The following is a 15,686-nucleotide window of genomic DNA, read 5'->3' on the forward strand; positions in this document are numbered from 1 at the left end:
CCCTGACATGGGAAAACGCGCTCTGATCGTCATCCGGCTGTCCCGGGTCACCGATGCGACCACCTCGCCGGAACGGCAGTTGGCGGCGTGTCGGGAACTGTGCGAGCAGCGCGATTATGACGTAGTCGACGTAGTCGAGGATCTCGACGTGAGCGCCGGTGCGACAACGCCTTTCACCCGGCCAAAGCTCGGCCCGTGGCTGAACAGCCGGCACCAGGAGTTCGATGTGCTGGTCTTCTACCGTGTCGACCGGATCGCACGTCGACTCTTCGACCTCTCGGAGCTGATCCAGTGGTCGCAGCGCCACGACGTAACCCTCGTGTCGGCCACGGAGTCACACTTCGATCTGTCGAACGACTTCGGCGACATCATCGCGCTACTCATCGCGAAAGTGGCCGAGATGGAGTTGGCCGCAATCAGCGCCCGCAATGCGTCGGCGTCGCACCACAACATCCGCAGCGGAAAGTGGAGGGGTGGGATCGCGCCCTGGGGTTATGTGCCGGAGAGGGGTGACGACAAGGTCTGGCGACTCGTCCAGGACCCGGTGCAGGTTGAGGTGATCCACGAAGTCGTCGAGCGGGTGTTGGCTGGGGAACCGCTGCGGCCGATCGCAGCCGACCTCACGGCCCGCGGGGTACTGACGCCGAAGGACCGCATCAACCAGCTCAAAGGGCGGGAGATCAAGCACTACGCCTGGGCCAGTGGTCGGATGAAAGAGCAGCTGACCAGCCGAACGCTGTTGGGTCAGATCGTCACTCGTGACCCGGTGGTCGATGCCAAGGGTCAAGTTCAGCGAGACGCCAGGGGCCACAGGATCTTAGGGCCAGAGTTCGTCGTCACCGGAGATGATGGCCGGCCGGTGGTACGGGCGGAGCCGATCTTGACGCGGGAGATCTTCGACCGGGTCGGCGCGGCGCTGCGAGCCCGCGGGGTCGATCGCACGGCGACGACGACGTCGGGGTTACTGCTCAAGGTGCTGTTCTGCGGCCAGTGCGGGCGCCCGGCATACAGGCTCAAGGGCGGCCCGGGCCGCAAGCCGCGGTACCGGTGCGCCTATGCCCAGGACAAGAAGGGTGCGGCCGGCATCAAGGGGCCGTGCGACAACCGGAGCGTGCCGCTGGAGTGGGCTGACGCCGAGGTCGAGCGATACGTGCTCGACCGGGTCGGGCCGATGGAACGGATGGTGCGGACCTGGTTCAGCGGGAGCGATAGTCGCGGAGAGCTGGCCGAGATCGACGAGCTGCTCGGCGACCTAGTCGACCAGCTGGGCACGGGGGCATTCAAGCGCGGAACGCCGCAGCGAAAGCGGTTGGACGCCCGCATAGCGGCGCTGACTGAGCGACAGGACGAACTACGTGGCCAGCCGATCGAGCAGCCGTCATGGCGTTACGAGGGCACCGGCGAGTCGGTGTCGGAGTGGTGGAGCCGGGCCGACTCGGCGACCCGAACGGCGTGGTTACGGGAGTCGGGTGTGCGGGTTACGTGGCGTTCGCACACCGAGAGCGGCCGCACGAAGCTCGACAAGTTCGAGATCACGATGGGCCACGGTCCGGGCCTGGATGGTGGCGCGCTGCCGGGGCCGATGGCGGGCGCGGCTGAGGCCGTAAGTGCGTTCCGGTCACACGAACCGGCCGTGGCCGAGGTGATGGCCGGGATGGCGTCGACGTGGTGGCGCGAGGGCGATCTTCTGCAGGAAGTGGCAGACGAGGAGTAGAACCACGCCCCGACGGGGGCCGGCACCGGCTTGTGTGTAGCCGTGTAGCCAAAAAAGTGGCTCGCCGTAACTTCCCCCCATAGAGACCCCCTTTCCGGGAAAAGGTTATAGGGGGAGTTGGCTACATTGGCTACACACGGTATGACCTGCGGTTTCATGGATCATCCATGTAGCTTTTTGTAGCTTTTTTGAGCGAAAAAGCTACAACTGGCGGAGATGTCATGGATTATCCATGTCTGATGTAGCCAAAACGAGAAAAAAGCTACAACTGGCTACACCGGTAGCTACAACCACCCGGAAATGTGATCCTCATAACATTGATCTCCGCTGTCTGGTCTGGGCTCTATTTCTGAGAGTAAAACTCGCCGATAGCTGTGACCAGTCGCGTTGCCACTTCGCTAGCAGTTTTTCCATTACTCCACTTCCATTGTCGCCTCCGAATAGGCCTGTCTATCAGCGCTTTTCATCCTCGATCACCTTCGTCATGATGGGTGCAGGCCCAGCGGAAACGCCGCTCGGCGAACGGGAAGGAGGGGTGACGATGACGGCACCTGTGCTGACCGGCCCGGCCGTCATATGGATGGCGCCGGCTGAGTACGCCGAATATCGCCGGCTCGGTATTGCCACTGTGTACCGACGGCTCAAGGCGGGGCGGATTCCCGGCGCAGAGCAGGCCGCAGAGCGCCATACATGGCGCATCCCGGTGCATACCGGGGTCTGACGGCGAACCAGCTGTAGAAACAAAGAACACCGGCCACGAGGGCCGGTGTTCTCTCAAGATTCTGTTATTCCCTACTCACGCGACGTGGCTGCAACCGTGTCGCGCTACAAGGAGATTTTATCATGTCTACCCCTGACATCGCACGTGCTGCGGGATCAATTGACGGTTTGAGCGACGCATACCTCGTCGCTGTCCATGTCCAGCGCGAGACTCAAGTCCTGACATTCATGGCCGCTGCGCGAGCGCGCATCGAGGCCAAGCTCGGAGCTGGCCGCCAGCTCACCGCGTGGGAAGAGACGAACCGGGCCCGCGCATTGGGTACGCCCCTGGATGAAACACAGCCTGCGGTGGCCTTGTCGGCACTGGTGGCTGCCACCCAGGTGGATTTCAATCAATCAATCATCACCGCATACGCCGAGCTGGTGTTCCCTGGAAAAGGCATCGTGGCCGCGCTGACAGGTGATCACGACGCATATCGCGTCGGCCGGTTCGCCCGGGCGCACAACGGCCAATTTGCACCGTGGAGCTTCATCGACTCCCGGGGTCAGGACGCTGCGGATCTGCTGGCGTATGCGCGGGAGGTGCTGTGAAATGGCTTTCAACCCCGCGAAGATCACGATCAAGCGCGCCCGCGCTGAGGCTGTGTACAACCCGGACGCGGTCACGGCCGCGGGGCTCCGGGTCTCCGGTGCCGAGATCAAGCCGACCATCCATGCGGTCGCAAAGCTGCTCGATGCGCTGTACCCCCGTGACGATCTCTTCTACGACATCGACCTGGAGCATATCCAGTTCGGCGACATGGTCGGCCTGGAAGCGACCACCGCGCTGACCAGTGAACTGGAGGTGATCACCGGCAAGGCCGGGTGGTACGAGAAGAGGGCGCTGGTCTACGACGTGATCGAGTCCACTCGTCGTCGGTCGCCGCACGCGGCGATGCTGCTGGCGGTCCCGAAAGATCTTCCGGTGGCTGACCTCGCGCCGTGGACGAGCCGATTCGTCGATCCGGAGTTCGCCGACGAGGCGATCCGTCTGATGGTGCACGGCTACGTGCTGCGAGGGTTGGAGCCGGGGTCGAAGTTCGACTATGCCGGAATCCTCGTCGGCCCCCAGGGCACGGGCAAGACCACGTTGTGGGAGCGCCTGGTCCGTGGCCGGGAGATCGCGTACGACGCCGACGACCGCCGACCGATGGAGACCTCCGCGACGTGCGAGCGGATCGTGCTGGAGGAAGCCAGCTCGGAGCTGTTCAAGCATGAGCGCTTCAACGCCTTTAAGGACCGGGTCACCATGACCTCGCGTGGTGAGGATGTGAAATACATTCGCGGAAAAGGCCAGCTCAAGGCTCGCGCCGTGCTGGTGGGGACTAGTAACGACATCTTCCTCCTGCACCCGAATCTGGAAGGAACGCGACGGTTTCTGATGTTGGTGATGGACCGGTCGGACGCATCCCTCATGCCGTATCTCACCGATGAGGTGTGGGAGCGTTTGGTGTCTGAGGCCCTGCGCAGGATCGATGACGAGGCAGTGCCAGTGCTCTCGCCCTCGTGCGAGGAGCGTCAGCGGGCCGCGCTGGCCATGGTGACACGGCCGGACGACGATCTCGACATCCTGAAGTTCGTTCTGGACGAGCGCATCCGTGCCGTCGGCTATTTCCAGAAGGGTGATCTGCGTGAGGAAGTCGCCGACATTGATCCGGATCTCGCCCGCGGGCCCGCATTTGGTCGGGCGTGGCGCAAGGTGCAGCACGAGTACACCCAGGTATCAATGCGTGTGGGCAGCCGCGTGACGAAAGTATTTGTCCCCGCATCGGCGCCTACCGTGACGGTGGTTGCGCCATGAGCATCGATTCGATTTATCTCGACTACGAGACCCGCCTCCGCGGGGGCGACGACCGGTATCTCCAGGACCATGGTCCGTATCTCTACACCGAGCGTCCCGACTTCGAGGTCACGCTGCTGGCCTGCAGGGTCGGGGCTGGTGCCACGCACGTGGTGGAGGGCGCTGACGCCATCCGTCGCGTGACGTGGTTCCTGATCGACTACGCCGCCCGCACAGGCCGAAAACTGGTCGCGCACAACGCGAGCTTCGACCGGTTGGTGGCATCGCGGGTACTGGGCATGCCAACGGGTGAGTACCTCGACCCAGCTGGCTGGGACGACACGCTGCCACGGGCCAGGCTGGCCAGCCTTCCGGGCAGCCTGGCCGGTCTGGCTGAAGCGTTCGGCGCGCCGGCCAAGCTAGATGAGGGTAAGGATCTGATTCGGATGTTCGGCTCGGCCGACACTCCGCTAGAGGAGATCATCGCTGCGCATCCGGTGGAGTGGGCGCGGTTCATCGAATATGCCCGCCGCGACGTCGACGCGCTGGCGCACATCGACGCGCAGTTGTTCTGGCCACGGCCGGAAGAACGTCGTATGTGGGTGCTCGACCAGCAGATCAACGACCGGGGTATCGAGGTGGATCGCGACTACTGCCGCGCAGCAGATACCACCGCTCGGTCAGCGCAGCAGCGCGATCGTGATCGGCTGATCGAGATCACCGGTGTGGACAATCCGAACTCGGTCCCGCAAGTGAAGGTGTGGTTTGAGTCGCGGGGTTTCCGCCCACCAAATCTCCAGCGGGAGACGCTGGCCAGACATCTGCCTGCGGACCTGGAGCAGGCCGAATGGCTCAAGGGGCACAAGGACCGCAAAGACCTTCCTGACGACGTGCTGGAGGTGATCCGTATCAAGACCGCTGGCGGAGTCGTCGGTCGGTGGAAGAAGCTGCTCGACTGGACGTGTTCGGACGGCCGGATTCGGGGCGCATACGTGTTCGCCACGGCGCACACCGGTCGGTGGTCGAGCCGTGGTGCGCAGCTGCACAACATGTCCCGGGATTCCGTCGGCGACACCGACGCTGAGGTCGAGGCATTTGTGCAGCGGATCGTCGACGATCCGGACGGCGTCGAGTTGTCGCTGCGGGATATGCGGGGTGGGCTGCGGCCTGCCCTGGTCGGACCATTCACCGTCGTGGATTTCAGCGCGATCGAGGCTCGCGTACTCGCCTGGTTGACCGGCGAGGATGACATTTGTGAGCTATTCGAAGCAGGTGAGGACGTCTACGTGGACGCCGCCCGCAAGATCGGGCTCGATGTGCCGGACAAGGCCGGGGACCCGGCTGGCTACAAGGCTGTCCGCGGGCAGGGCAAAGTGATGACGCTGGCCGCCGGGTACGGCGGCGGGCCGGCAACGCTGCGGGCTCAGGGTGCCGTCGGCACCGATGCGGAGATCAAGGCTCTGGCCAAGGCCTGGAAGCAGGCGCGTCGTCCCGTAACCCGGCTATGGCGGGATCTCGAACGAGGGCTGAGCTGCCGGGTCCGGCGGCTGCGTGGGGTGGCGATGGTGCGCGGGGATGCCCGCTCCCGGGAGTTGGTGCTACCAAGCGGTCGCACACTGCGCTATGCCCGGGTCCGGGAGACGGGCACGGGCGACTACATCTACGACAAGCCACACGGCGGGATCGGGAAACTGTGGGGCGGAACGCTCACCAACAACCTGTGTCAGGCGGTCGCCCGCGATCTCCTGGTCGAAGCGCTGCTGCGGCTCGATGATGCGGGTTACACGGTCGTTGGCCATGTGCACGACGAGGTCATTCTCGAAGGCCACCACGACGTCGACCTCATCGTCAAGACCATGTGCCAACTACCCCGGTGGGCAGCCGGACTGCCGCTCGCGGCCGAGGGATACCACTGCAACCGCTACCGAAAGGACTGAAGTCATGAATGCCGTATTTGACGATGTGGACGAACCTGCGCGGGCTGCCCTGATAGCAGCCGTGCGACGGGCTTCCGACGATCTCCCCTGGGAAGTGGCCCGCCGACAATGGGACGTGGTCGACACCGACTACGACGAAGATTGCGCTGGCGTGTGCGTGTGCGGCCAGACCGGCTTGGGGTGGTTGTACACGATCACGAACCGAGAGACCGAGCGGACGCTGTACCCCATTGGTTCAGATTGCATCGCGCATTTCGAGGTGGACGTGATGGTGGAGGCGGCGCGAGATCTCGCCGAACTTGAGCGGGTTCGGATGTGGGTCGCCGACGGCGCCCACCTCGATCTCAAAGCGCACCTCTCACGGCGCCGGCTGCGGGTCATGTTGGAGCGTGGGCTTATCAGCCGCGAGGGCTACGAGGTGCTACGAGCGCTCTACAACCGCCGTCGGCCACTCACCGTCGATGAACACGTGAGCGCGGAGCGGCTCCTGCGCGAGATCGTCGCCCCCGCGCTGGGTGGTGATTCCGAGGCCGAGATCGTCGACGACCCGGCGTACGTGAACGGACACCGCGACGCATACGTGCGCGGTGTGATGACGGCGCCTAGCGGGTCGACGTCGGCGTATGTGATCGGCCACTACGACGGGGTCCGCTTGGCGGACGATGCCGTGGCATAAGACCCTGTACACCAGCACACAACACCCCCGCACACGCTGTGCGGGGGTGTTTTCTGCTGTCCGACAGACGATTTAGCGTCCCTACCTAGAGGCATCAACGCCTCCGGGTAGAGGCCCTGACTGCTCGTGGGGCGCAACGTGGTGGCTTTCCAGAGGCGATGCGTGGCTCTTCGGCGGGCGTCATAGCCGCCTGCGTGCGTCCCTGTGCAATCTATGGCGCCAGTCGCGTCTTTCGTTGCGGCGCAATCGCCTTCGTGGAGCCCCCACTTTGCGTCGTAGACGCCTCATGGCTCTGTATCACGCGGCCTACGACGCAAGCCGGAGGCGTTGTGAAGGCGTTGTCGGGGCACTGTGGCCGCTGATCTGGGGCGTCATGGGCGCAAGCTGGTGACACAGCCTCCAGCGGGAGGCGTGTAAGACGCTTCGTAGCGCCGATACTTGGCTCTCGTAGACGCTAGTAGACGGCCTCAGCGACGCACGGTTGCGTCGCTGGGACCACGAGTTTTGGTGTGGAGTAGTGATTTTCACTCCCGACTTCTCTTCTGGCGTCGTCTCGCCCTCGATCAGAACCCCGTCCAGACGGTCCGCCGAGGACCGCAGGGGCCCACGCTCTGGACCGGTATCGGACCACGGTCCGCTACCGGGTCTATCCTCTCTCCGCGGCTGGCCGGCTCCCGCGCCAGCGTGGGCCTGCCGGTCCGCGGATCTCGTGCAGGCGCACCGGGTGGATCGACTGTGATCGGCTCTCCGGAACACCGCCGCGCTGGCCCGCCTAGCCTCCGCCGCCAGGCGGCGGTGCAGCCGAGGGGCAGGTTCGCCCGCTTGCGGGCGGGCACGCCCGGGCTAGCGATGATCCCGAACCACCGGCGATCGACCTCCTGGCTACCGCCGGGACCGCTCCCGGGCGGGCGGCCGACCGTCGGCAGTGCCCCGAGTGGGTATCAGCGGGGGTATCGAGGGCGGGTAGGGAGTACACGCAGCGACCTGGGCTTTTGTCGGGGGTGTACGCCTGGGGGTGGACACTTCCGGTCGTCGCAGGTCACAGCGTTGCGGCGAGTGTACTCACTCGCGCTGACCTGGGCGTTCACGACCGGCCCTCGACCGGTCGAGGAGTTTGTGGCGTGTATATGGGTAAACGCCGCGCACCCGACGGCGGTCCAGCACTGCCGCAGGTCCGACGCGAGCGAGCGAGTGTTGGGCCGTAGGCGGGATCAGGTCCACGGCGCGCCGTTGACCTGGGGTGTTTGTATTTCTTGGCTTGCCTCCGGCAGGACGACAGGGACACCCGAGCGCAGCGAGCAGGGAGGGAGGGCGAAGCCCGACCGACCGGGTGTCCAATGGCGCCTTGGACACCCGGACCGAGGCTTGATACCCATAGGGGGTAGGGGTATGATCGGTGGGGACAGGGGCCCCGACGATCATGGACCTGCCTGGGTATCGACCTCGGGCCGGGTGGCCCGTCCCGCTTCACGGCGGTGTGGGCAGGCCGGTGAGCGCAAGCGAGCCCGGCCAGGGCCCCACGGCGACGGGGAGCGGGTCCCGCCGCAGGCGGGGATCTTCATTCCAATCGGCCGACGGAGGAGGGCGAGTCGTGAGCGAAGCGAGCACCGGTGCGACGCGCAAGGGTCGTGCGTCGATGGACATCGACGGTCACCGGTCGGCGGACGGCACCCGTCGGGGGCACTCGCGCTCGCGCAAGAACATCAGCACCGAGGCTCAGCGCAAGACCGCTGGGCCGGAAGCGGTGGCGTGGTACGCCGCGCAGAACCCGGCGGTGAATATCGAGAAGACGTATTTGAACGTCGACCGCGTGAACGATGGTGATGGCGGGTTCCGCGAGACCGGGTCGATCGCCGAGGTGGTCGCCTACGGTGACGCCCGCGAGGAGCGGGTGCGCAAGGGCATCAAGACCGGGGAGCGGTTCGCGGTCACGCAGGTGCACCACCTGCCGTGGTCCTATGTCGAGGAAGACGGCACGTTCTATCAGCCTCGGCACCGCGACGGGACGCCCCGTGTGGACGCGGCCGGGCTGCCCGTGATGCTGCCGCGATACCGGGTCATCCCGGGCATGGAGGAAGAAGCGCAGAAGTACTTCGAGGACTGCCTGGAGTTCGACGCCGCGCTCCTGCCCGATGGGCAGAAGGGCATCCACGGGTACAGCATCCAGTTCGACGAGCACCGCCCGCATCTGCAGGTTCTCATGGACGCGTACTACGAGGCTCCGACGAAGAAGGACGCCGAGAAGATGGAGAACGGCTACAGCCGGGCGTTCGGGAGCCACCGCACCGATCGGCTGGTGCCGGCGGCCACGGACGAGGGCAAGGCCATCTTCAATGCGGACGGCACCCAGAAGATGGTCCGTGAGGGCAACAAGCGGAAATTTTCCCGCTATCACCGAGAGTTCAAGAGCTTCATGGTCGAGCGCGGTCACCAGGTGGAGTTGGAGCGGGACGAGCTGCGGCACGACCGCAAGCTCGAACACGAGGATTTCAAGGACTGGGCGAACGAGATGTTGATCTTGACGCAGGAGACGGTCGAGGTCGAGGTCGACCGCGATCAGGTCGCCCAGCACAGACTGGTCGTCGATGACGTCGCGATCGCGGCCATCGCCACGGCCGAGCGCACGGAGCTTGAGGCCGAGCTGGTGGCCACCGCGACCGTGCAGCAGGCCGAGGAGGTCGCGGCCAGCGCCGAGGATCGGGGCTACCGGCGAGGTTTGTCGAAGGGACGTTCCGAAGGTCGGGCCACTGGTCGCCGTGAGGGTGAGGAGATTACCGCCCGGGCGGAGAAGTCCGCTGAGCACATCCGGAAGGAGGCTGACCGCGTTCGTCGGTTGGCCATCCTTGAGACCCAGCGCCAGGATGCCGAGCACGCCGAGCGCATGGAGGCACTCGACGAAAAGCTTGCGGCGGCGCGTCGGTGGGAGGAGCGGGCGTTCGAGGAGGAGCAGCGCCAGGTCGATCTCAGCGAGGCGGCGCGTCGGACGCTGGGCGAAGCGCAGGTGGCCAAGGACGCGTACGAGGGTGCCGTCGAGCAGATCGAGATCAACAAGTCTGACCTTCCTCATCTGCGCGAGGAGGTCCTGGAGGAGACAAGGATCAAGACGAAGGACGGCGGGCAGAAGAGCCTCGCTGAGATCGCCGACCGAGGCGCGAAGAACAAACTGCTGCGCAAGTACGGTCCGTCGGCTGACGCCTCCATCCTGCTCACCACTCGTGGCCAGGCCGAGCGGAACCGGGCCCGGGCCGCGGAGAAGGTCAAGGGCGTCATGCCCGCTCAGGGCCAGCAGCGCGATCAGCGGTCCTCTCAGGGACAGAAACAGTGACAGGGAGGTGATGGACGCATGGGTATGGGATCTCTGATGACCGGCGGTGGCATAGGCCCGTCGCCGAGCGAGCGGGCGATGGCCGAGCGCTTCGATCGGATCGACGAGCTGCGTGCCGAGGCGCTCGACCTAGAACGGCAAGCCGTCGCCGACCGGCACCCGCCCCTGCGGACGGCTGGTTCGTACTTGCAGATGCTGACCGAGGCCGAAGCAGATGATCTTGAGCGGCGAGCGCTCAGGCTGCGGCGACGCGCCGCAGAGTTGGAATGGGAACTAGGAAAGTGAGATCTGATGAGTGAAGAGGAACAGCGGCACCTCGACCAGCGCCGTACGCGGCGTCTGGAAGCTGCGATGGCCGCCGGTGACGAGCAGGCGATCCAACGTGCCGGTGGCGCGGGCACTGCGGAAGCCAAGGAAGCGCGCCGCAGAGTGCAGGTGCGCCGTGCGGCCCGTGAGGGGCGCCAGAAGCGCGCCGAGCAGATCAAGGCCGAGCAGGCCCAGCGCGAGCAGAAGAAGGCCCAGACGGGCGCTCAGGCGCAGTCGGGCTCTACTGCTCAGGCTGGCCACCGTCCGGCCACCGGTGCCGACCGGCGCCAGCAGGTCGCAGCTCGGGCCGATCAGGCTCGGTCGGCACCGGTGGAGCGCCGGGTGCAGGAGGTCAAGGACATGAACCGTAGGGCCGCTCAGTCGGCCCGTGAGCGCGCCGAGCGGTCGCAGAAAGCGGGTCAGCGAATGTGAGTATCCGTCATCTGGTCGAGACAGAAAACACCCCGTAGAGATGATCTACGGGGTGTTCTTGTATCTGCACTCAGTCGAGCAGGTTGGTCGCCGCGATGTCGACGAGCCGAGCCAGGTGCCCGGCACGGTGTCGCACGAGTAGTCGTCCGTGTCCCTCGGGCGGGACCAGGTCGGCCCGTTCGATTGTGGCCGTCTTGTCCCGGGCGTGTGAGACGTTCCCCGCCGCATCGAGGGACGCGGTCACCCGCTCGGTGGTGGGCGTCATCCAGAGCGCGGCGTCGTACAACTCCGGCTCGGGGGTGTCCGGCAGGATCAACGCGGCGGGGAAAAGGTCGCGCAAGACCTTCAGGCCGACCGCGCCCCACCGCTCCTCGAACTGCGATGTCGCCTGTACGGCCGCGACGATGCGGATGCCCAGACCGCGAGCCTCGCCCACCCAGTTGGACAGTCGCGGCAGGTACGCCGTGGAGGGCAGCTCGTCGATGACCATGAGCAAGGTGTCGATCCGCCCGACGCGCCTGCGCCAGTGATTGACCAGGCTCGTCAGGGTCGCGGTGGCGGCGGGCATGGCGTCGCCGGACAGCGGGGACACAACGTACAAGGTGGCGCCGGGCTGTTCGAGCATCGACGGATGGAAGGGCACCGGACGCTGGCCGGCCACTGGCTCGCGAACCTCGTCGCGGGCCCATGTGCCCAGTGCCACGCCGATGTTGATGCGGATCGAGTCGCGCTGGGCGGCGTCCATCTCCAGTGCGGCGGTCAGCGCTCGGCCGTGCTTGGAGCCGCTGACGGTGCACCGGCGGGCAGCGGTCATCCACGAGGGGGTGTCGTAGTCGGGCTCGGCCCCGCCGTCGGTGGACTCACCGAGGCTGTCTGCGGCTTCGAGGGCCCAAGCGATGCCGCCACCAGGTCGGTCGTGCTCGGTGTCGGGGTCGGAGTAACTGGCCGCAGCGCGCAGGATCGCGGCCAGCGGGCGACGGGCGAGCGACTTCCAGAACGCATCGTTACCGCCGGACCCGCCGGACCCACCGCCGATCGAGCCCACTTCCAGCAACAGGTTCGCCAGGTCGAGGGCGCTGTCGTCGCTGTGCACGAGCCCGGTCGGGTCGCTGGCCACGCGGGTGATCTGCGCGCCGATCTCCTCGTCGCGGACCTCGCCGGACAGGTCCATGAGGTAGCAGGGGCCGCGGGATGCGCGCTTGGCGGCAGTGAGCTCGGCCAAGTCGGCCTTGCTCGACACGGCAACGACCGGGCGCGTGCCCCACATGATGATGTTCGGCCCCAGGCAGGTGCGGCTTTTGCCCGTGCCGGTCGACCCGCTCACCAGAAGGTGCGGTTGCTTGTGGTCGATCGGCCGGTTGCGACTGTCTAGTCCCGCGTATGGGGCGTCCATCACTGGGCGGGTGGTCTTCTTGGCCATGACTCCTCACTTCCCCCAGCGATGTGCGACGGCCTCACGGGCACCGGCACTGAGCCGGTCGGCAGCTTCGTCCTTGGCGACCGCAACAATATCGGCAATCTCGGCACCGGTGAGATTCTCCATTGCGTGCAGTAATAGGGCTCGACCGAGCAGTCCGGCCGTAATTTCTTGGGTATTGGAAATGGTCTGAAGCCTTTTCAATTCATCGCTGGTCAGCGGCACTGTTTGGCGGGTGTTGAGTTTTTGCATTTGGTATCCATCCTTACATCGTTGCAGGTCAAGCCTGGTGTACTCGTTGACTACGATACCCCCCAGGGGTATTGTCGAGTCAATCGAAGCGATGCCCCGGTGGGGCACGGAATGGACCAGGAGGCCGGGATATGGCACGAGAAGGAAAACGTGGATTCGTCAGCGCACGGACGATAGGAATGGTTCTGATTGCGATTGTTTTCATCGGGATCGGTGTATTTGTTGGGATCGAGATCGGTGGATCTCAGGCGTCCGATCAGCGTGACCAGATCGAGAGTTGCTTGCCTATCTCGTCGAGCGCTCAGCTCGCCTACTGCCTGGACGGTGGCGGGAACTGATGACATCTCGATGGGAGCGCGAGCGCAGCGCGTGGGTGCTGGCGCACAGTCGTGCGGGCACCAGCGCCCGCCGCCGAGCCGAGCTTCTGGCTCGTGCGGATCGCAGGGGCCAGCGCGACCAGCACGGCCTGGCTGCCGCCGTCGCACAGGATGAGACGACCGCGCCGCTATGGCGGCGCGTGGCCCTCGGTGAAGGTCGGAGCCCGATCAAGGCGATCACCTACGCGGGAGCCTGCCTCGTCGGCGGGATCGTCGGCGGTGTGGGCGCGGGTATCGGATACGGCGCCTACCGGGGCCTGTGGCAGACCTCGCCGAAGATCGGCCGGCTATGGACCTGGCCGTGGGCTGCGGCGGCGGGCATCGGTGCAGTGAGCCTGCTGGCGCTGGACGTGCCGCTGGGAGTGAGCGTCCAGTTCACCAGGCGCTTCCCGCTCGACCTGGTGCAGATCGGCCCGTGGTGGAGCTGGGCGGGGTGGCAACTAGTGATCGCGCTGGCCACGGTGGCCTGGCTGATCCGGGCATGGGGCTGGGCCGGGGTGCCGAAGAACGCGGCGGTTCGAGATCCGCGCAAGAAGGACGGGAGCTTCAAGGCGACCCCGGACCACGCGAAGGTGGCGCTCGACCCCGAGGACGACATGGACGTGTGGGACCGCATCAAGAAGTGGGCGACAGAGGAGGGGAAATGACCAGCGATCGACCAATCATCACCCGCCTGCACGGTGAGCCGGTATTGCCGACCACGGCTTCCGATTCGGTCGAGCCGGTCTCGGCTCGACACGGAGCGCTCCTCGGCCTGGCCATCGCGGCCGGAGTGCTCGCGGGTATCGCGCTCATCGTCCTGGGCGTCGTTTACGGCGGTCCGTGGCGGTGGGCGGCAGGGGCGGCAACGCTCGCCCTCATCGCGCTGATCGTGGCGCCGGGATTCGTAAAAGACAAGCAGGACAACAACGTTGAAGGAGAGAAGAAATGAGTGAACAGAAGATCGACATCCATGTGCAATCGGGCACGGGCGAGATCTTGCGCATCGTGAGCACGTTGCTGCTTTTCGGCGGTGCTGGCGGTCTCGCGTGGACAGTGGCACAGGGCCCGAATGCGGAAATGGCCGCGTCGGGCTTCTCGATGATGATCGTGATGATGATTCGGTTGGCGTACGGGGCCGGTCGGATCAGCGTGCCCGCTCGGGGACAGAGCACCGACGACTTCGCGGTCACCAAGGGCGTAGTGGCCCAGATGATCGCCGAGTACCAGCGGGCCTTGGCCAAGGCCAACCTGCCGGTCATGACGCTGATTGCTGCGGCGTACGCGATCGCCTTCCTGGTGTTGCGAGCTGGCGTGAGCGCCGCGTTGGGGATATTCAGCAACCTCTACATTGCGGGATTCTCGGCGGCGATGGTCGGTGCGGTCGTCGTGTTCCCGTCGCTGTTGCCGTCGATTCTCGCCTCGCTTAAGCGCAAGGGGGTGGTGACCGATGTGCCGCAGGCACCCGTCGCCTCGGCGACGCCTGCACCCGTGCAGCAGGCCCCGGTCTCTGCGCCGGTTGCGCCCGCGCCGGAGCCCGTCCAACCCACCAAGCGCGTCGTCCGTCGCGTCGTGAAGAAGGAGACTCCCAATGTCTGAGTACGAATTTGTCGATGAAGACGGCAATCCGATCGATCCGAGTGAACTGGGTGACGGGTACGAGATCGTCGACGACGTCGAGCCCGAGCAGGTCGAAGCGGTCGACTACCTCGACGAGATCCTCCTCGACCACGATGCCGATGATGAGGTCCCAGAGCTGGGACTCGACGGTGGCGAGCAGTCGGTCACGGTCGTCGCTGACGATGAACCGGAGACGGTCGAGATCGTCGAAGAGGTCGACGACGAGCCTGCACCGGCCGCTCCATCGCTGGACAAGGCTGTCGAACCGCAGGAGGACTCTCCCATCACGCTGAACCGGCGCGCCAAACTGATGCTGGTCGGTGGCGCTGCTGCGGCAGTCCTGCTGGTCGGCGGCGGCATCGCCTTCGCGCTCAACGGTGTCGGCAACCAGAACACAGCGGCAGACGTCAAGGCAGGAGCGTCGAGCAAGTACGCGCAGGCGAGTGAGAAGGTCGTCTCGAAGTCGTCCGAGGTGCGTGGCGAGGCGGCGTCCGTGGCCATTGATACTTGCCGGGTCGGAAAGCTCGGCGGCGGTGGCGGTCTCGGCGACGCGATGGCCGACGGCGGTGCAGAAGCGCCGAAGCTACGTCTCGACGTCATCAGCGCCTCCCCGCTACCCGGCTCGTTCATCGCCGCACGGACCAACGCAGACGGCAAGGCAGGCACACCGTCGCTGCTCCAGCTCACGAAGTCGGGTTGGGCGGCGTACACGACCGTCCCGCTGACCAAGGCCGAGACAAAGGCCGAGGTCTCGCGCCCCGGTTTCCACAAGGTCGACGTCACCGTCACCGATGACAAGATCGCCGTGACCAGCGACAAGGTCTGGGCCGGTGGGGACACCGGAGGCGCGGGGTCCTGCGAGCCGGGCGAACCCGGAGTCTACGCAGCGTCGGGCAAGGTTCCGGCCGATGCAGCGGGCCTGGTCGATGGACAGGCCAGCGTCGATGCGATCCAAGGCATCGCCGGTGAGCCGGATCGTGCGGTAGCGATCATGGGCAACTCGGTTGCCCTGGTTCGCCTGGTCGAGAACGTCGACGGAGGGGGTGATGCGGCGTCGAGTAGCAGCAAGCCGTCGAAGTAGTTCACCATCCGCCCCGTCTTCTGGTCGAGAC

General features: G+C 65.7%; 16 protein-coding genes. 14 read left to right on the plus strand and 2 right to left on the minus strand.

The features are described from left to right. The first annotated feature begins 7 nt into the window (after positions 1–7). The 9 genes from BKA16_RS06540 to BKA16_RS06580 all read left to right on the plus strand — a co-directional run bounded on the left by BKA16_RS06540 (position 8) and on the right by BKA16_RS06580 (position 10,929). Entirely contained in the window at positions 8–1,714 is a 1,707-nt protein-coding gene (locus BKA16_RS06540) for a recombinase family protein (RefSeq protein WP_183369896.1), read from the plus strand. Positions 1,715–1,946: 232 nt separating this feature from the next. Continuing rightward, the gene (locus tag BKA16_RS06545) at positions 1,947–2,435 is read left to right on the plus strand and encodes a hypothetical protein (protein ID WP_183369897.1); all 489 of its coding nucleotides are present in this window, start codon (positions 1,947–1,949) and stop codon (positions 2,433–2,435) included. A gap of 122 nt (positions 2,436–2,557) precedes the next feature. Beyond that, on the plus strand, positions 2,558–3,025 hold the full coding sequence (locus BKA16_RS06550) for a hypothetical protein (RefSeq protein ID WP_183369898.1): 468 nt from the start codon (positions 2,558–2,560) through the stop codon (positions 3,023–3,025). A gap of 1 nt (position 3,026) precedes the next feature. Beyond that, complete coding sequence (locus tag BKA16_RS06555; protein WP_183369899.1) at positions 3,027–4,274, plus strand: VapE domain-containing protein; 1,248 nt, start codon at positions 3,027–3,029, stop codon at positions 4,272–4,274. After that, complete coding sequence (locus tag BKA16_RS06560; protein WP_183369900.1) at positions 4,271–6,190, plus strand: DNA polymerase; 1,920 nt, start codon at positions 4,271–4,273, stop codon at positions 6,188–6,190. Before BKA16_RS06555 ends, BKA16_RS06560 begins: the two co-directional genes overlap by 4 nt. Before the next feature lie 115 nt (positions 6,191–6,305). Beyond that, complete coding sequence (locus tag BKA16_RS06565) at positions 6,306–6,866, plus strand: hypothetical protein (protein ID WP_183369901.1); 561 nt, start codon at positions 6,306–6,308, stop codon at positions 6,864–6,866. 1,636 nt (positions 6,867–8,502) lie between these two features. Continuing rightward, positions 8,503–10,191: a coiled-coil domain-containing protein gene (locus tag BKA16_RS06570; RefSeq protein ID WP_183369902.1), complete on the plus strand. Its 1,689-nt coding sequence runs from the start codon at positions 8,503–8,505 to the stop codon at positions 10,189–10,191. A gap of 18 nt (positions 10,192–10,209) precedes the next feature. Further along, on the plus strand, positions 10,210–10,476 hold the full coding sequence (locus BKA16_RS06575; RefSeq protein WP_183369903.1) for a hypothetical protein: 267 nt from the start codon (positions 10,210–10,212) through the stop codon (positions 10,474–10,476). Positions 10,477–10,482: 6 nt separating this feature from the next. Further along, positions 10,483–10,929 carry a hypothetical protein gene (locus BKA16_RS06580; RefSeq protein ID WP_183369904.1) on the plus strand — a complete coding sequence of 149 codons (447 nt, stop codon included), beginning with the start codon at positions 10,483–10,485 and terminating at the stop codon, positions 10,927–10,929. Between the two features lie 70 nt (positions 10,930–10,999). Here BKA16_RS06580 and BKA16_RS06585 read toward each other — a convergent pair whose 3' ends face one another. Both BKA16_RS06585 and BKA16_RS06590 read right to left on the minus strand, forming a co-directional pair. Continuing rightward, on the minus strand, positions 11,000–12,349 hold the full coding sequence (locus tag BKA16_RS06585; RefSeq protein WP_183369905.1) for a type IV secretory system conjugative DNA transfer family protein: 1,350 nt from the start codon (positions 12,347–12,349) through the stop codon (positions 11,000–11,002). Between the two features lie 6 nt (positions 12,350–12,355). Continuing rightward, positions 12,356–12,598, minus strand: coding sequence for a hypothetical protein (locus tag BKA16_RS06590; protein ID WP_183369906.1), 243 nt, complete (start codon positions 12,596–12,598; stop codon positions 12,356–12,358). 131 nt (positions 12,599–12,729) lie between these two features. Here BKA16_RS06590 and BKA16_RS06595 point away from each other — a divergent pair, with 131 nt between their 5' ends. Genes BKA16_RS06595 through BKA16_RS06615 form a run of 5 tightly spaced genes read left to right on the plus strand, consistent with a single transcriptional unit; the run spans position 12,730 to position 15,655 of the window. Beyond that, complete coding sequence (locus tag BKA16_RS06595; protein ID WP_183369907.1) at positions 12,730–12,936, plus strand: hypothetical protein; 207 nt, start codon at positions 12,730–12,732, stop codon at positions 12,934–12,936. After that, complete coding sequence (locus BKA16_RS06600) at positions 12,936–13,622, plus strand: hypothetical protein (RefSeq protein ID WP_183369908.1); 687 nt, start codon at positions 12,936–12,938, stop codon at positions 13,620–13,622. The genes BKA16_RS06595 and BKA16_RS06600 overlap by 1 nt, the downstream gene beginning before the upstream one ends. Beyond that, positions 13,619–13,906, plus strand: coding sequence for a GNAT family N-acetyltransferase (locus BKA16_RS06605; RefSeq protein WP_183369909.1), 288 nt, complete (start codon positions 13,619–13,621; stop codon positions 13,904–13,906). Before BKA16_RS06600 ends, BKA16_RS06605 begins: the two co-directional genes overlap by 4 nt. Continuing rightward, on the plus strand, positions 13,903–14,553 hold the full coding sequence (locus tag BKA16_RS06610; RefSeq protein WP_221246764.1) for a hypothetical protein: 651 nt from the start codon (positions 13,903–13,905) through the stop codon (positions 14,551–14,553). The genes BKA16_RS06605 and BKA16_RS06610 overlap by 4 nt, the downstream gene beginning before the upstream one ends. Then, the gene (locus tag BKA16_RS06615) at positions 14,546–15,655 is read left to right on the plus strand and encodes a hypothetical protein (RefSeq protein ID WP_183369910.1); all 1,110 of its coding nucleotides are present in this window, start codon (positions 14,546–14,548) and stop codon (positions 15,653–15,655) included. The genes BKA16_RS06610 and BKA16_RS06615 overlap by 8 nt, the downstream gene beginning before the upstream one ends. Positions 15,656–15,686: the final 31 nt, after the last annotated feature.

Origin of the sequence: Gordonia humi (assembly GCF_014197435.1) — a bacterium.
GTDB lineage: Bacteria > Actinomycetota > Actinomycetes > Mycobacteriales > Mycobacteriaceae > Gordonia > Gordonia humi.

Excerpts from the sequence above, each read along its gene's own strand:
- BKA16_RS06540 (WP_183369896.1), top strand. The coding sequence starts at position 8 with ATGGGAAAACGCGCTCTGATCGTCATCCGGCTGTCCCGGGTCACCGAT.
- BKA16_RS06600 (WP_183369908.1), top strand. The coding sequence starts at position 12,936 with ATGACATCTCGATGGGAGCGCGAGCGCAGCGCGTGGGTGCTGGCGCAC.
- BKA16_RS06590 (WP_183369906.1), bottom strand. The coding sequence starts at position 12,598 with ATGCAAAAACTCAACACCCGCCAAACAGTGCCGCTGACCAGCGATGAA.
- BKA16_RS06560 (WP_183369900.1), top strand. The coding sequence starts at position 4,271 with ATGAGCATCGATTCGATTTATCTCGACTACGAGACCCGCCTCCGCGGG.
- BKA16_RS06610 (WP_221246764.1), top strand. The coding sequence starts at position 13,903 with ATGAGTGAACAGAAGATCGACATCCATGTGCAATCGGGCACGGGCGAG.
- BKA16_RS06580 (WP_183369904.1), top strand. The coding sequence starts at position 10,483 with ATGAGTGAAGAGGAACAGCGGCACCTCGACCAGCGCCGTACGCGGCGT.
- BKA16_RS06570 (WP_183369902.1), top strand. The coding sequence starts at position 8,503 with ATGGACATCGACGGTCACCGGTCGGCGGACGGCACCCGTCGGGGGCAC.
- BKA16_RS06615 (WP_183369910.1), top strand. The coding sequence starts at position 14,546 with ATGTCTGAGTACGAATTTGTCGATGAAGACGGCAATCCGATCGATCCG.
- BKA16_RS06550 (WP_183369898.1), top strand. The coding sequence starts at position 2,558 with ATGTCTACCCCTGACATCGCACGTGCTGCGGGATCAATTGACGGTTTG.
- BKA16_RS06605 (WP_183369909.1), top strand. The coding sequence starts at position 13,619 with ATGACCAGCGATCGACCAATCATCACCCGCCTGCACGGTGAGCCGGTA.
- BKA16_RS06575 (WP_183369903.1), top strand. The coding sequence starts at position 10,210 with ATGGGTATGGGATCTCTGATGACCGGCGGTGGCATAGGCCCGTCGCCG.
- BKA16_RS06585 (WP_183369905.1), bottom strand. The coding sequence starts at position 12,349 with ATGGCCAAGAAGACCACCCGCCCAGTGATGGACGCCCCATACGCGGGA.
- BKA16_RS06555 (WP_183369899.1), top strand. The coding sequence starts at position 3,027 with ATGGCTTTCAACCCCGCGAAGATCACGATCAAGCGCGCCCGCGCTGAG.
- BKA16_RS06545 (WP_183369897.1), top strand. The coding sequence starts at position 1,947 with ATGTCTGATGTAGCCAAAACGAGAAAAAAGCTACAACTGGCTACACCG.
- BKA16_RS06595 (WP_183369907.1), top strand. The coding sequence starts at position 12,730 with ATGGCACGAGAAGGAAAACGTGGATTCGTCAGCGCACGGACGATAGGA.